This is a genomic window from uncultured Ellagibacter sp., from assembly GCF_934636505.1.
Classification (GTDB): Bacteria; Actinomycetota; Coriobacteriia; order Coriobacteriales; family Eggerthellaceae; genus Ellagibacter.
On the sequence record NZ_CAKUAL010000053.1, the window covers coordinates 1 to 14,971 of the forward strand.

Below are 14,971 nucleotides of genomic sequence, written 5' to 3' on the forward strand. Positions count from 1 at the left end.
CGACAACAAGCGCGGCGAGTTCGAGGCCGAAAGCGGTTTCAAAAACGAGCTTTGCGCCTACCTGAACGGGCAAAGCAACTTCACCGACCTCTCGCTCATGATCGCCGAGTTCCTAGGAAGCGAACTTGGCCGCATGGAGCAGCCGGCCTCGTGCGACCTGCTCGTCGTCGATTTCGAGGACTCGCCGCGCGCCCCGAAGCTCACCGCGGATGACCTCGCGGAGATGTCCGAAGAAGAAGCCGCGGCTGCCCAGGCCGAGCTCGATGCAGCGTTCGCCGGGAGAAGCGCCCGCTACTTCGGGTTGCTGCTTCTCGAAAGCAAGCCGGCGTTCATGCACGAGGTGGGCAAGGCCGAAGACGGCGCGTCGGTGAACCGCATCGAGCGCCACCACGCCATCCTGCCAAGCCCTTCGCAGAAGATCTCCTCGTTTGCTCTGGTGGACGTGCGCACCATGTCGGTGCAGTTCGTCGACAAGGCACGCGAGATTGCCGGCGAGGAGCGCTACCTCATCCCGCAGGGCCTGCTTCAGTGCACGATGGAAGCGTCGAGCAAGGAGCTCATCGACACGACGATGCGCCTGGTCGAGGAGGTTGCCAACGAGTACGGCGCCAACGCGGCGATCGCCACGGCGAAGGCGAAGGCGTACGTCGCAGAGAACGCCGAAGACTCCGATGAAGTGCCCTTTGACGAGTTCGTCGAAGAGGTGTTCGAGGACGAGGGGCCGCGCCGCAGCTTCGTCGAAGCGGCGCAGAAGGAAAACCTTCCCGAGCACGCGCCCGTCGAGCGCGCGGTCGCCAAGCGCGTCACGCGCAACCACAAGATCCGCACCGACACCGGCATCGAGATCACCTTCCCGGCGGAGTACGCGCAGAATCCCGAGTTCATCGAGTTCACCAGCACGTCAAACGGGCTTATCCGCATCGAGCTCAAAAACATCGGAAGCATCGAGAACAAGTAGCGGCGCTCAGAGAAGACAAACAGGGGGGAGCGCACGAGGACTGACTCGCATTCGCTCTATCTTGCACATGGTCGGTCGACCTGAGGATGTCAACCTCAACCCCGCAGCCGAACGTCCGCCCCGCCTGCCCCTTCCGTCGCGATTCCCCTTCCAGCAGCCCTCTCTGCCGCGGCGCGGCTCATCCTCACCTAGGGAGGATGAGCCGCGGCAATTTCAGCCAGATGGTAGGATGCAAACTATTGAATCATGATGGAACCATGGTCGTTTCGTGCACCGCATGCGCGTTAAATGTCACTCGTGGCATCTATAATTCCGCTGGCGGGCGCACCATTCAAATCGCGTTCCCCGCACGTTATCTTGGATACAACGAGAAGATTAGAGAAGGAACGTGATAGATGATTATTATCGTAGCATGCGAGGGTTTAGGCGTATCGCCCCATGCCGTGCATTGCGCGAGCTTCATGTGCTACACCGTCGAACGAGGGATTATCGCTGACTGCCGCAACCTGCCGAACCCTGGGCTTTCCGCCGAGGACACCACGCAGATGTTCATTGACCTGGGCGTCAGCACCATTATCACCGGCGGGATCGACTACGACTTCGCGAACATGCTCTGCCACGCCGGCGTCGAAGTCGTCGCTGGCGTCGAAGGTTCAGCGCGCGAAGTGCTCGAAGCTTACATTAACCACACGCTCATCGGTGCCGACGAGCTGTGCCACACCCTCGCCTTCAACAACGACGAGGAAGAAGCAGAAGTCGACGATGCGTTCGCGAAGCTGGAAGCGAACTTCTTCACAGCGAACGCGTAAAGAAGCGAAGAATCAAATAGCGCAGAGAGCTCGCCTTTTGGCGGGCTTTTTTCTTTTCGGGGCGAAGGGAGGAAGAAGGCACGCCCTTGCGGGGCAGGAGCAGGACCCCCCCCCGAAGAAGGCGCGCCCTTCTCGGTTACTCGCCTTCGCGCGAGTCGAGGTGCACGAAGTCCATGAACTCCTGCTGGGAATGCACGCCGCACTTCGAGTAGATGTTGCGCGCGTGCGCATGCACGGTATTGAGCGAGATGACAAGCTCATCGCGAATGAACGGGCGGCTGCGCCCCGACAAGAACAGCGCGGCGATCTGCGTCTCGCGCTCGGTAAGCCCATAGCGCGACTGGAGCTCTTCCGCCGTCTTCTCGAAGATGGAGGCAAGCTCCTCCCCCGCGGAAAGCGGCACGGCGGAGTCTGGCTCAAAGCCATCAGCAGCATCGCCCGCGGCGTCCATGCCACTTGCAGCAGCAGGCGCACCGCCCTCGGCAGCGCTCGCGAAAGCGGCATTCGCGCCAGCCGCAACGCCACCCACAATGCTCGCATCAGGGCAAGTGCCCGCGCACGCCGAGCATGTTGAACGCGGAATCGACATGGCGAACTCCGCGTCGGTGAAGCGACGCACGGCATCGCTCAAGAACAGCCAGCGCGGGTTGAAGCCGACGAGCATGGCGGCGAGCGCAACCGCCCCCGTCACGATAAGCGTCAAGTTCGCAAGCGCGGGCGCGCCGGCGTCGAAAAGCGGCAGCGAAAGGGTGAGCGCCAGGGAAATTCCCAGGCCTTCCGCAGCAAACAAGCCGCCGAACAGGACAAACGACGACACGCCGATGCGCCTCACATACTTCGGCGCCACAACCCACACGCACATCTGGACGCCGAACATGGCGATGAAGTTGACCGCATATGCGACGCTATGCTGCTCGGGAATGCCCAGGTCGATCAGCAGAAAGCCGCAGCCGATAATCATGAGCGGCACCGACCAGCGATAGAGGAAGGTGAAGTTCAAGAAGCGCGTCTGGCGCATGCATGTAAGGAATGCCACGATGGCGAGCACCGCCGCAATGGAGAACGGCACAAGATAGTGCATGAAGCGGCCGCCATACGTCATCGGCGAAGAAGCCACGCGGAACAGCGCAATCTGGAACCAGATAAGAAAGTACAGCACAAAAAGGGAGCCCAAGTGGGAAAACTGCCTGCGCATCCCGGTATGCGCGAGCTTGCCAGCCGCCTCGCCATCGGCAGAAACGTTTCTGCCGCAGCGCGGGCGGAATACGATCCACGTGGACACGACGGGCAAAACGGCATCCACCACCATGAACAGCGGGCCTTTCACCGCCAAAAGCACGAAGTACACGACAAACGAGATCACGAACGACAGCGGCACGGTCGATTCGATGTGCTCCTCGTCGCAGTAGCTGAAGCGAGACCCCCACAAAATGCCAAGCAGCGCAAGTCCCGCGCCGCAGCACAGACCGCCCACCACAGTGAGCGCGGCGTACCACGAGATATCAAGGTGGCTCACCCAGATAAGAACGGACCCGATGCACGCGCAACCGGCGCCGAGCGCACCAATCATGCGCTGCGCCGCATCTCCGCGCCCCTTCTCGCGCAACAGGGCGTACACAATGATGACGGCGATCGCGGCAACGGCCTCGCCGATCCCGGAATACACCCACGAACGCTCGATGCTGCACAGCCGAATGACCACGGGAACAAGCCCGCACGAGAAAAGCGAGCAGTAAACCCAAGCGAGATAGCACCCCAACCCGACGCTTCGTCGGAGCTGAAGCGGCAGCGCCTTAAGTGAGAACGCCATGCCAATCTCCTCCCGCTCTTTCCCCCAATAGGAAAAGTGTAGCGCACCTTTTGCCCATCTAGCAGATAAACCTGTAACTAGATTAATAACCAGCCCCGTTTTCCTGGGGAAACGCGAAATATAGTCACAATGTGGTTAGACCCGGAAATGGGGCATTAGGGTCGATATACCCAACCTCTTACGATGACGACTCACCCTCTTTCTTGCGAGACTGAGCCTCAAGGTTCCACGCTTTTTTCGAGAAGGAGGGGAATTATGGAATCGACCAAAATGAGTCGAAGGAGCTTCCTTGCCGCCATGGGGGCCGCGGGCGCTTTGAGCGTCGCGGGCGTCGGCATCTCCGGGCAAAGCCACAAGGCGCTTGCCGCAGACGCTGACTTCGCAGCGCCGGCAACGGGCCACGGCCAGCCGCTGGAAGCTTCGGTCGACCCGAAAACCGGAGACGTCAACATAAACGAAGACGTCATCGTCCGCTACAGCGCCTGCCTTGGGTGCTACAGCTCATGCGGCAACCGACTGAAGCTTTCCCGCGACGGCGGCACGCTTTACTCGGTCGGCGGAAACCCGTACAACCCGAGCTGCGCGAACCCGTACCTGCCGTTCGAGGCGCCGCTTGAGGACGCCTACCGCTCCATGAGCTACGCGAACGGCTACGGCAACTCCACGCGCGGCACGTCGTGCGGGCGCGGCCAGGCGACGCAGGACGGCTATGGACAGCCCGACCGCATCACCATGCCGCTCAAGCGCGCGGGCGCTCGAGGCGAGGGTAAGTGGAAGCCCATCAGCTGGGATCAGCTCATCAAGGAAGTCACGGAAGGCGGCAAGCTGTTCGCCGACATCGGGGAAGACCAGGAAATCGAAGGCTTCCTCTCCATCCATGACACCGAGACGCCGCTCAATCCCGACGAGCCGACGCTCGGACCGAAATCCAACCAATTCGTCCTTCTGGGCGGACGCGGTGACGGCCGCACCACCTTCGGCGGACGCTTCGCGAACTGCTTCGGGTCGGTCAACCAATTTGGCCACGCCTCCACTTGAGGCGGCTCCGCAAGTGCGAGTTCGTACTTTCACACTGGGTCCCGTTCCCTTCGCCCCGACGCATTAGACGCCGAATATATTCTGTGGCTGGGCACCGCACCTGGAACTAACGGCAAGAGCTTCCAGGAAATTGCACGTGACACTCTGATCAACCTGCAAGAGCATGGCGCGAAGATGGACGTCTTCGACCCCGTGCTCGGCAATGGCTGCTGCACGCCGGGCGCCAAGGGCATCACCTGGCACCCCATCAAGACTGCCACGAACGGCCAGTTGGCCCTCGGCATGACCCGCTGGATCATCGAGAACAAGGCCTACAACGCCGATTATCTGGGATTCAGCAATTACAAGGCTGCCATCGCCGGCGGTTTCGCCTCCTACACGGGCGCAACCTTCCTCGTCATCGACGACGAGTCCTCCGCGAACAACGGCAAGCTCATGACCGCCGCGGACGCAGGGCTCACCGAGCCTGAGGCCGACCCCGCAGCGAAGACCAAGCCGACCTACTACGTCGTTATGGACGCCGAGAAGAACGAGGCGGCCTTAAACACCGACGCCGAGCGAGGCCTCATCGACTTCGAAGGCGAAGTGAACGGCATCAAGGTCCGCTCCGCATTCCTCTACCTCAAGGACAGCGCTTTCTCGAACACCATGGACGAGTACGCCGAGATCTGCGGCGTGCCGCGCGAGACGATTGAAGACGTTGCGCGCGAGTTCACCTCCCACGGCGTGAAGGCTGCAACGACGGGCCTCGGCTCGACCGCTGCCTCCAACGGTGTGAGCTCCATGGCCGCCTACACCTTCTTAAACGCGCTCATCGGTTCGAACCAGATGCTCGGCGGCATGGTTGCCCGCCGCATCGGAGCCGCCACCACCGCTGACGGCAAGCGCTACAAGCTTTCCACCATCGCTGGCAAGCCGGCACTCACTGACGCAAAGAACTGCCAGAACATCGGCCGCACGAAGCGCATCTGGAAGAAGACCGACGAGTACAAAAACCGCGTCGCCGCAGGCGAAACCGACCCGAAGCCGCTGCTTCCCTGGTTCAGCCACACCGGCGTCTCGGACAACCAGGCGCTCATCTCGGCGCTGTGCAAGTACCCCTACCAGGCGAAGATCGTCATGTCTTGGATGACCAACACCCTCCAGGCGACCTCCGGCCTTTTGCGCGACTCCGTGCTCGAGCGCATGAAGGACACCTCTATCATCCCGCTGCACATCGCTTGCGACGTCGTCATCGGCGAGCACGCGCAGTACGCTGACTACATCGTGCCCGACACGAACCCCTTCGAGAGCTTCGGCGTGGTCACCAACGAGGGCTTCTTCAAGAGCAAGGGCAACTCCGTTCGTTGGCCTGCGAAGACTCCTGAGACCATCGAGATCTCGGGCGGTCGCCATGCAAGCTTCGAGGCGTTCTGCTGCGACGTTGCCAAGGTGTGCGACATGCCCGGCTTCGGCGATGATGCCATGACCGACGTCGACGGCAAGACCTGGCCGCTCAACGACGCGTGCGACTTCTTCCTGAAGGCCGTCGCCAACCTCGCCTACGACGCCACCCCTGTCGACGATGTCGCCTCCGAGGACATGAAGCTGCAGGCGCTCGACAACCTTCCCGAGGCATGGAAGAACGCCGTGAGCGAAGAGGAATGGCCCAAGGTTTTGAACGTGCTCTCGCGCGGCGGCCGCTTCTGGCCCATGGAGGATTGCATCGGCAAGAACGGCGCCATTAAGTACGCCACCGATAACCTGACGCACTTCTACAGCAACCGCAAGGCGACCGACGCGAACCCCTACACCGGGGAAAAGCTCTCGGGCACGCTTACCAACGACCCCGAGCGCTTCGCCGACAACTCCACGCTCGAGGACCATTACTCACGCGAGGAATACCCGTTCCGCTCGACGAACTACAAGCCGCGCTTCCGTTCGATCTCCTTCTTGGCTAACAGCCCGATCATGCGCGACTTGTGCGACCACAACTACCTCGAGCTTAACCGCGACGACGCGAAGGCGCTCGGCATCAAGGATGGCGACACCATCAAGATCACGAACCCCTCGGGTGATGTGATGGAAGGCGAGGCCATGGTTCGCGGCGGCATTGCCGAAGGCACCTTCGGCGTGGCATATGGCTACGGGCATCGCGCCTACGGTGCGCAGGACGTCGCCATCGAAGGCGAGGAAACCCGCAAGGGCGACCCGGCAATCGGCTCGGGCATCCACCTGCAGACGATGCTCGACCCGACGATCAGCGAGATCTATCCCCTGGCAGACCCCGAGGGAACCTCTCCTGGACGCTCGGGCGGCATGTACAAGATCGAGAAAGCCTAAAGGAGGGATAAACGATGAGTGAGAAAAAACTTGGTATGCTGATCGATCTGTCCCTCTGCGTGGGATGCAACGCCTGCGCTGTGGCGTGCAAGCAAGAAAACGAGGTGCCGACCGGCTGCTTCAACACCTGGATCGAGAGCTTCGACGTTGAAGCCGACGGGCAGATCAAGCGCGCGAACATCCCGAAGCTGTGCAACCACTGCGAGGATGCCCCCTGCGTGAAGGTGTGCCCGACCCAGGCAAGCCATCGCACCGAGGACGGCACGATCGTCGTCGACCCCGAGCGCTGCATCGGGTGCAAGTACTGCATGGCCGCGTGCCCCTACCAGGTGCGCTACCAGCTTCCTTCGGGCGAAGTGGAGAAGTGCACCTTCTGTGAGCACCGCACCAGCAAGGGAATGCTCCCCGCCTGCGTGGGAACGTGCATCACGCACGCTCGCATGTTCGGCGACCTGAACGACCCCGAGAGCGACATCTCGAAGAAGCTTGCCGCGAGCAAGACCGAGACGCTCTATCCCGACCTGGGACTTTCACCCCATGTCTCCTACATTGGGCTCGACGATACGCTCGCAATGCCCGTTGCCTCCGCAGTTCACAAGGGCGGCAACGTCTTGCGGCACTACGAGGGGTGATACGTCATGGTATGGAATTGGATGATTGCACTGTATCTGTTCTTGGCAGGTATGGGCGCCGGCGCATTCGTGCTCTCCGGCATCGCGGGCATGGCGAAGAAGCCCTGCCCGAAAATCAAGACGATCGGCTTTATCGCAGGCCCGGTCTGCGTGGCCGTAGGCACCCTGCTTCTAGTCATCGATGCGCATGCGGGACTGATGAACCCGCTGAGATTCTTCTACCTCGTAAGCAACCTGGGGTCGGTCATGGCCTGGGGCGTCATCATCTTGACGCTGTTCATCGTGGTAGCGGCGATTGACGCGATCATCATGATCGTGAAGAAGTCAACTCCGCGCGCGCTCGACATCATCGGCATGATCTTGGCTGTGTGCGTCGCCGCCTACACCGGCGTGCTTTTGGGCGACGCGTCCGTCGCGTTCCCCCTGTGGCACCCGATCATCCTGCCGATCCTCTTCCTGGTATCGGCAGCTTCGACCGGATTCGCGCTCGTCTTGGTCATCGCGCATGGGAAGGCTCATGACGAGATCGCGAACATCGGCTTTACCGTGAAGTCCGGCATGGTCCTGCCGGTGCTCGAAGCGCTCCTCGTGATCGCGCTTCTCGGCACGGTGGCCATCACGGGCGGCTCGGCTGCGGCAGCGGCGAAAGCCTCGGTCGCGAACCTGCTCACCGGCAGCTACGCGTTGGCATTCTGGGTCCTGTTTGTCATCGTCGGGCTTGCGTTCCCGTTCGTGCAGGCACTCCACAAGTCGATGCAGGAGAAGAAATCGCTCATGCAGCAGCCTGGACTCACGATCGCAGGTGAGGTCGGGGTCCTGATCGGCGGCTTCATGTTGCGCTACCTGATCGTCATGGCGGCAATCACCGTAGCCCTGGGATAGTTTGCCCACCCTCCGCCGCGGGGCTCCCCTGAGCCCCGCGGTTCGGTATAAGTGTTCAGCAGAAAGGTTGCATCATGAGCATCGATTCCCAGGCCCTCGCTGCCACAAGCCAAGCATCCCGCGGCATGAGCACCGTCTACGAAGCAGTTGCAGAAGCGCTGCTCAATATCCCCAGCTCCACCGTCATCGCCGACCTCGATCGTGTCGCCTCCGCCATGGGAGACGATCGGTTCGCAGGCGTCGAGGCATCGGCTGATTTAGAGCAACGCTTCTACAATCGCTTCTTCATCTCATCGAGCGCTTACCATATTGCCTGGTCGGAAAGTAGTGTCTGGAACTCGGGCGTCGTGGATGAGAAAATCGAGTACGCAAGCCCCGTCCCTTCGCGCAAAGCGCATGTCATCGCCTGCTACGAGGAGGCGGGCTTTAACTACCGCAAGCTCACAGGCTACGAGATCGCAGTATCGACGCTATCTCCCGACGCTTTCGCAAGCGAGCTGGCGTTCATGTCCTATCTCCACGATGGCGCCGCCCGTGCAGCAGAGGCAGGCGACTCCACATCGGCGCAGGCGAACCTCCACTTGGCGAAACAGTTCCTCGAGCAGCATCTTTCCCGTTGGGCATCGCGCCTCGCCGAGATGGCCGCCGTTGCGGGCGACGACTTCTACGCCCGCATCGCCGCCTTCGCCGCGGACGTCGTAGCTCTCGACCTTCAGCAGCTTAAGGAAGTCGAAAGCACGCTAAGATAGCGGCGCGCGCGCCAGCAATCCCCTTCCCTGAAAACAAAGAAGCCGAGGGATTCCTCGGCTTCTCAGTGATTGCGATATGAACGCGTAAACTGGGCTTACAGGGCCTTCTTGGCAACCTCGACCACAGCGGTGAAGGCGGCAGGGTCGTTCACAGCCATGTCAGCGAGCACCTTGCGGTCGAGCTCGACGCCGGCCTTCTTGAGACCGTTCATGAACACGGAGTAGGACAGGCCGTTGATGCGGGCAGCAGCGTTGATGCGGGTGATCCAGAGGCGACGGATGTTGCGCTTCTTGTTGCGACGGTCGCGATACATGTACTGGAGCGAATGCTGGACCTGCTGCTTCGCTGCACGGTAAGAACGGGACTTCGCGCCGTAGTAACCCTTTGCACGGCTGAGAACGGTGCGGCGCTTTTTGCGGGCGTGGATAGAACGCTTGATGCGTGCCATAGTATTATCTCCTTAAAGAACTGAAAACGAACTAGCGGATGCCGAGATTGCGGCCGACGACCTTGGAGTCTGCCTTGGAGAGCTCGGTCTCGTTGCGGAAGTTGCGCTTGCGCTTCTGGCTCTTCTTGGTGAGGATGTGGCTCTTGAAAGCCTTCGCACGCATGATCTTGCCGGAACCGGTGACGCGGAAACGCTTGGCGGTACCGCGGTGGGTTTTCATCTTAGGCATTATTCGTCCTTTCCTTCTGCTTTCTTGTTGGTCTCTTTTTTCTTCTTCGCCGCACCGGGCAAAGGAGCGATGAGCATGTGCATGTTGCGCCCTTCCATCTTGGGCTGGTTCTCGACGACTGCAACATCTTTGAGGTCGTCAGCCAAACGCTCGAGAATGGAAAGACCCTGTTCGGGGTGAGCCATTTCGCGACCGCGGAACATGATGGTGATCTTCACCTTGTTCCCCGCGTCCAAGAAGCGAAGCACGTGCTTCTTCTTGGTGGTGTAGTCGCCCACGTCGATCTTCGGGCGGAACTTCATTTCCTTGGTCTCGATCTTGCTCTGGTTCTTGCGAGCCTGCTTTGCCTTGATGGCCTGGTCGTATTTGAACTTTCCATAGTCCATAATGCGGCAGACCGGCGGCTCGGCGTTCGGGGCGATCTCGACCAAGTCGAGATTCTGGTCATCCGCGACGCGCTGAGCTTGCGCCACCGTGTAGATTCCCAGCTGCGCTCCGTCAAAGCCGATCAGACGGCATTCACGTGCAGTGATCTCGTCATTGAGCCGTGGCTCCTGAGCAGCTATCGCGCTCACCTTCCTTCCTCTTGCGCTTGTGCGCAACAAAAAACCCGCAGGCACGGCCGCGGGTTTCGCAATTCAAGGATGTGCGCAAAGCACGTTATTGAAGCGACCCATCAGCAGCCGAAGCGCCGAAACAGGTGGAGAGCTTTCGCCCTCGCTTGAATACAGCCATTACAGTATAGAGCCCTCGCGCGGCAAACGCAAGGGCTCATTTGCTATTTATGCATTGATGTACACATAAATGATGCGGATCGTGTCGGCGAGGTTGCCCGAGGCGTTCGCCACCGAGTAGTCATAGGAAAGGACTGCCGACCACGTATGGGAGACGCCGTTGATATCGATGTCACCCGAGAACGGGCAATATTCCTTCACCAGCGTGGTTCCGTCCGACGCGTAGGTGGAATACTCCGTCTTGTCGGCTGGAAGCGACACCGTGCCCGCAGGAACGGATATGCCCGCCTCCTGAAGCGTCTTCTCGATAATCGACTCGTTTTTCACCGCGTCCGAGAACGAGAGCGTGCCGTAGCCGAGCGACGCCGTGCCGGCGGAATAGCCCGCCTGAACGACCGCCCCATCCTCGTCGAGGCCCAGATACAACGTCGGCGTGCCCGTGCGCGTGTCGGCAGGCTCGTCGGTCAAGGCCACGCGAACTTCGGTCTTGATGGGGTTGCCCTCCTCGTTGACCTCGTTCGACACGGTAACCTGAGCGCCGCGCCCAACCTTGGCGAGCGCATCGTCTTGCGTGCAGCCCAAAAGCTCGGTCAAGTTCGGCGCGCTCGTCTTCTTCACGGTCGACGTAGCGTCGTTGCCTTCGCTTCCCGCCTGCAGCGAGCTCGTATCCTGGTTCGATTGCTGCTGCTGGGTCTGCTGGTAGGCGGCCGTCTGCGCGGTTTGGAACAGGCGGACGGCAAAGTACCCGCCGGCTGCAAGCAGAAGCACGAGCAGTACCACGACCACGATGAGAATGCGGCGCATGCGGCGCGATTTACGCATGTAGGAGGGGATTTCCTCCTTCGCGGCGGAGGAGTGGCGCCCGCGCGCGGGAGCGGGGTCGGCGGGAACGTCGGGGTCGAACGCCGAGGGCTCGACCACAGGCTCGAGGCTCTCGAGCGCATCGGGATATTCGTCCTCGTCGTCGCCTTTGTAGCTGAAGCCGCCCGCATGTGCCCCCTGGGAAGAGCCGCGCGCTTCGCCTGTGGCATAGGCGTTGCCGGCGTCAAGCGGCGCGCCCGCATCGGAGGAGCCGTCCTGCGCGTCCCACCCATCGGCTGCGTAGGCGTCATCGCCCGCGATCGGGGCGAAGCGGTCTGTCCTCCCCGGCCTATCGTCCGCGAAGGCGTCTTCCTCGAAGGCAATCTCGCCCTCCTCGCCGGAATAGGCGTGCCGGCCCCCTTCCGACCAGCCGTCATCGCCTATGGGCGCGAACGCCTGGGTCAATCCGATGTCGTTCGAGCGATCGACCTCGCCCTTGCGCATCGCCTGATCGTCTCTGCCTTCTGTTGCTTTTCCAGTGTGTTTCGGCATTGCGATACCTTTCAATCTCTTCGCAGGTCACAGGCCCTTCTAGCCCATGAACGCCACGTAGTACACGATGAATGCGACGATTCCTATCAGGGCCACCGCAATGATGCCCTTCTGCATGCCGGACATCTTGGTGCCCTCGAGGTCTTCAAGCGTCGTCTCCTCGTAACCCTTGCGAGCGGGGGCTGACGCCTTTGCGGGCTTGTCAGCCTTCGCGGCGCGCTCGGAGGCGGGGGTGGAAGCTCGCGATGGGGGCTCGCTTGAGCCTTCCCCACCGTCGACCGCAGTCGCCTCGGTCGCCGCTGCGCGCGCCGCCGCCTCGTCTCCTGCTGGCTGCGCTGCGGGCTCGCCTTCCCCATAGCTGCGAGAACGGGGAGTGCCCGCTTCAATCACAACATCGTCCTCGTCGTCGGACGCAACGCTGATATGCGAGAATTTTTGGGCGTCTCCAGTCACGGCCCTATCCTTTCCGTCGTCTTCGCACGATTATAGATGATTGGTCCAAGCCGTTGCGTCTTCCCTGCGATATATCCACGTTGCCCCCAGGCGGCGGGGCGCGTTGTGCGACAATAGGAGGCGAACGAGAAGCCCTTCCGAGAAAGACGTCCTATGGAACTTACCCCCTGCGAAACCGTGCACGGGTTCACCGTGCGCACTACCTCCGACCTGCCTGAAATCGACGGGCGAGCCTATGTGCTCGACCACAACGCCTCAGGCGCGCAGCTGCTCTACCTGCAAAACGACGACGCGAACAAGGCGTTCTCGATCGCCTTCAAGACACCGCCCGCCAACGACACGGGCGTCTTCCATATCCTCGAGCACTCGGTGCTCTGCGGCTCGGACAAGTTCCCCGTGAAAGAGCCTTTCGTGAACCTGCTTAAAAGCTCGATGCAGACGTTCTTGAACGCCATGACCTACCCCGACAAAACGGTCTACCCCGTGGCAAGCACCAACGAGCAGGACCTTTTGAACCTCATGGACGTCTATCTCGACGCCGTGTTGCACCCCGCCATCTTCCACAAGCGCGCGATCTTCGAGCAGGAAGGCTGGCATGTGGAACTCGCCGGCGAGGAGGGCACGGGCAAGCTCGCTTACAACGGCGTGGTGTACAACGAGATGAAAGGCGCGCTTTCCGACCCTGAGTCGATTCTCTACGACGAGCTTTCGGCGGCGCTGTTCCCCGACACGGCGTACCGCTTCGAGTCGGGCGGCAAGCCCTCCGCCATCCCGACGCTTTCCTACGAGGAGTTCCTCGACACCCACCGCCGCCACTACAACCTGGCCAACGCGAAGATTGTGCTCTACGGGAACATGGACCCTGAGCGCTTCCTCGCCTTCCTCGACGAGCGCTACCTCGCGCCCGGTGCCGCCGAAGCGCGCGCCGAGAACGCACCGAACCCGCTTGAGCTGCAGGCGCCCGTGACGTCGTTCGGGAACAAAACGCCCATGAAGACGGCGCCCGAGAACGCCTGTTGTGCGGTCGGTTTTGTGGCGGGGACTGCCGCCGACAGGGAGCGCATGATCGCGATGGACATCCTGCTCGACGCGATCTTCGGCTCAAACGAGGCGCCTGCGAAGCGCGCACTGCTCGACGAGAACCTTGCCTGCGACATCGTGGCCTACATGGCCGACGCCATGCTGCAGCCCTTTGCCGTCGTGCAGGCGAAAGGCCTCGAGGAAGGCGCCGGCGAGCGCCTGCGACCGGCGCTTTCTCGAGTGCTTACGGAGCTCGCGGACGGCGCGCTCGACCACGACGTGGTGGCGGCTGCTCTCTCGCATGCCGAGTTCGTGATGCGCGAGCAGAACTTCGGGATCGCCGACGGCGTGGCGCTCGCCTGCTCGTGCATGGCCGGCTGGCTCTACGACGACGATGCCGCGCTCGATTACCTGCGCTACGAGGATGCGTTCGAAAGCCTGCGCAAGAAGCTCGACAAGGGTTACTTCGAGCAGCTGATCTGCGAGGTGTTCCTGGAAAACGACCATGCGGCCGACGCGGAGGTTGTGCCCGTTGACAAGGCCCCCGAGGACGACAATGCCGCGGCTGCCCGCTTGGCCCAGATGGAGCGCGAGCTTAACGACGAGCGGATCGCCGCGATCGAGGCCGACGTCGCCGCCCTTCGCCGTGCACAGGAGGAGCCCGACTCGCCCGAAGCGCTCGCGACCCTTCCCTGCATGCGCGCAAGCGACATCGAGCAAGCGGCCGCAGAGCCTGCTTTCCGCCTCGACGAATCGGGAAAAATTCCCGTGATCAGGCACGATGTGGCGACGCGCGGCATCGTGTACGCATATCGTTACTACGGCCTGGAGCGCCTTGCCTTCGAGGAGCTGCCCTACGCGAAGCTTCTCGCCATGGTGCTCGGCAAGCTCGCGACAAGCAAGCACACCGCGACGGAGATCGACACGCTCACGCAGGCGAAACTCGGAAACCTCGCCTTCTACACCGAGGTGCACGAGCGGGAAGACGACCGCAGCGCGCTTTCCCCGAAGCTGACCGTGTCGTGCTCGGCGCTCGCCGAGAACGCCGAGTGGGCGGCGACGCTGCCGAGCGAGATCATCGAAGAGACGCTTTACGACGACTTCGGCAAGATCCGCGACATCCTCGCGCAGAAGCGTGTCGGCATGGAGCAGAATTTCGCAAACGCCGGGCACACCGCGGCGATGGCGCACGTCGCGTCCTACTATCTGCCCGCCGCCGTCGTGCGCGAGCAGATCGGCGGAGTGGGGTTCTACCGGTTCCTGAAGCGCACGCTCGCTACGTTCGATGAGGAGAAGGAAGCTCTCGCCGCGAAGCTTGCCGAGGTGGCGCGGCGCATCTTCACCGACGACAACTGCACGATCGGCTTCACGGGCAAGGATGACGATTTCGACCGCGTGATGAGCGCGGGAATGGCCACAGGCCGCACTGGGGAGCCGGGCTGCACGGCGCGCCTCATCGTGCCCGAACCGAACGTGCCCGCGACCGGCGAGGCGTTCGTTGTGCCGACGGACGTGACCTACACCGCGCTCGGC

At 61.8% G+C, this 14,971-nt stretch carries 14 protein-coding genes; 8 read left to right on the plus strand and 6 right to left on the minus strand.

Annotation, left to right across the window (positions count from 1 at the left end; genetic code table 11):
• Window positions 1–958: nucleoid-associated protein (locus Q0G18_RS06910; protein ID WP_297151199.1), on the plus strand; the 958-nt coding region annotated here is incomplete at its 5' end.
• 395 nt (window positions 959–1,353) lie between these two features.
• Window positions 1,354–1,767, plus strand: coding sequence for a NifB/NifX family molybdenum-iron cluster-binding protein (locus Q0G18_RS06915; protein WP_296062058.1), 414 nt, complete (start codon window positions 1,354–1,356; stop codon window positions 1,765–1,767).
• Window positions 1,768–1,903: 136 nt separating this feature from the next.
• Here the strand turns inward: Q0G18_RS06915 and Q0G18_RS06920 are convergent, their stop codons facing one another.
• Window positions 1,904–3,577, minus strand: a complete 1,674-nt coding sequence (locus tag Q0G18_RS06920; RefSeq protein ID WP_297151203.1) for a LuxR C-terminal-related transcriptional regulator — start codon at window positions 3,575–3,577, stop codon at window positions 1,904–1,906.
• A gap of 255 nt (window positions 3,578–3,832) precedes the next feature.
• Here Q0G18_RS06920 and Q0G18_RS06925 point away from each other — a divergent pair, with 255 nt between their 5' ends.
• The 5 genes from Q0G18_RS06925 (at window position 3,833) to Q0G18_RS06945 (ending at window position 9,200) form a co-directional block, all read left to right on the plus strand.
• The gene (locus Q0G18_RS06925) at window positions 3,833–4,615 is read left to right on the plus strand and encodes a twin-arginine translocation signal domain-containing protein (protein ID WP_296062053.1); all 783 of its coding nucleotides are present in this window, start codon (window positions 3,833–3,835) and stop codon (window positions 4,613–4,615) included.
• A gap of 174 nt (window positions 4,616–4,789) precedes the next feature.
• Window positions 4,790–6,937 (plus strand): molybdopterin dinucleotide binding domain-containing protein, encoded by a 2,148-nt coding sequence (locus Q0G18_RS06930; RefSeq protein WP_366769195.1) that lies wholly within the window; start codon window positions 4,790–4,792, stop codon window positions 6,935–6,937.
• 14 nt (window positions 6,938–6,951) lie between these two features.
• On the plus strand, window positions 6,952–7,569 hold the full coding sequence (locus Q0G18_RS06935) for a 4Fe-4S dicluster domain-containing protein (RefSeq protein WP_297151207.1): 618 nt from the start codon (window positions 6,952–6,954) through the stop codon (window positions 7,567–7,569).
• A gap of 6 nt (window positions 7,570–7,575) precedes the next feature.
• Window positions 7,576–8,451, plus strand: coding sequence for an NrfD/PsrC family molybdoenzyme membrane anchor subunit (gene nrfD / locus Q0G18_RS06940; protein WP_297151211.1), 876 nt, complete (start codon window positions 7,576–7,578; stop codon window positions 8,449–8,451).
• A 74-nt stretch (window positions 8,452–8,525) separates the two neighbouring features.
• A complete protein-coding gene (locus Q0G18_RS06945) occupies window positions 8,526–9,200 on the plus strand; it encodes a molecular chaperone TorD family protein (protein WP_297151214.1) in 675 nt (224 codons plus the stop codon).
• Between the two features lie 95 nt (window positions 9,201–9,295).
• Here the strand turns inward: Q0G18_RS06945 and rplT are convergent, their stop codons facing one another.
• The 5 genes from rplT to Q0G18_RS06970 all read right to left on the minus strand — a co-directional run bounded on the left by rplT (window position 9,296) and on the right by Q0G18_RS06970 (window position 12,418).
• Window positions 9,296–9,649 carry a 50S ribosomal protein L20 gene (gene rplT / locus Q0G18_RS06950; protein ID WP_158048987.1) on the minus strand — a complete coding sequence of 118 codons (354 nt, stop codon included), beginning with the start codon at window positions 9,647–9,649 and terminating at the stop codon, window positions 9,296–9,298.
• 31 nt (window positions 9,650–9,680) lie between these two features.
• Window positions 9,681–9,878: a 50S ribosomal protein L35 gene (gene rpmI / locus Q0G18_RS06955; RefSeq protein ID WP_296062044.1), complete on the minus strand. Its 198-nt coding sequence runs from the start codon at window positions 9,876–9,878 to the stop codon at window positions 9,681–9,683.
• Complete coding sequence (gene infC, locus Q0G18_RS06960) at window positions 9,878–10,453, minus strand: translation initiation factor IF-3 (RefSeq protein ID WP_211361001.1); 576 nt, start codon at window positions 10,451–10,453, stop codon at window positions 9,878–9,880. The genes rpmI and infC overlap by 1 nt, the downstream gene beginning before the upstream one ends.
• Before the next feature lie 207 nt (window positions 10,454–10,660).
• Window positions 10,661–11,965, minus strand: a complete 1,305-nt coding sequence (locus Q0G18_RS06965; RefSeq protein ID WP_297151220.1) for a histone-lysine N-methyltransferase — start codon at window positions 11,963–11,965, stop codon at window positions 10,661–10,663.
• A gap of 39 nt (window positions 11,966–12,004) precedes the next feature.
• Complete coding sequence (locus Q0G18_RS06970; protein WP_297151223.1) at window positions 12,005–12,418, minus strand: hypothetical protein; 414 nt, start codon at window positions 12,416–12,418, stop codon at window positions 12,005–12,007.
• A 153-nt stretch (window positions 12,419–12,571) separates the two neighbouring features.
• Between Q0G18_RS06970 and Q0G18_RS06975 the strand changes: the two genes are divergently transcribed.
• The coding region (locus Q0G18_RS06975) for an insulinase family protein (RefSeq protein ID WP_297151226.1) at window positions 12,572–14,971 on the plus strand (2,400 nt) is incomplete at its 3' end.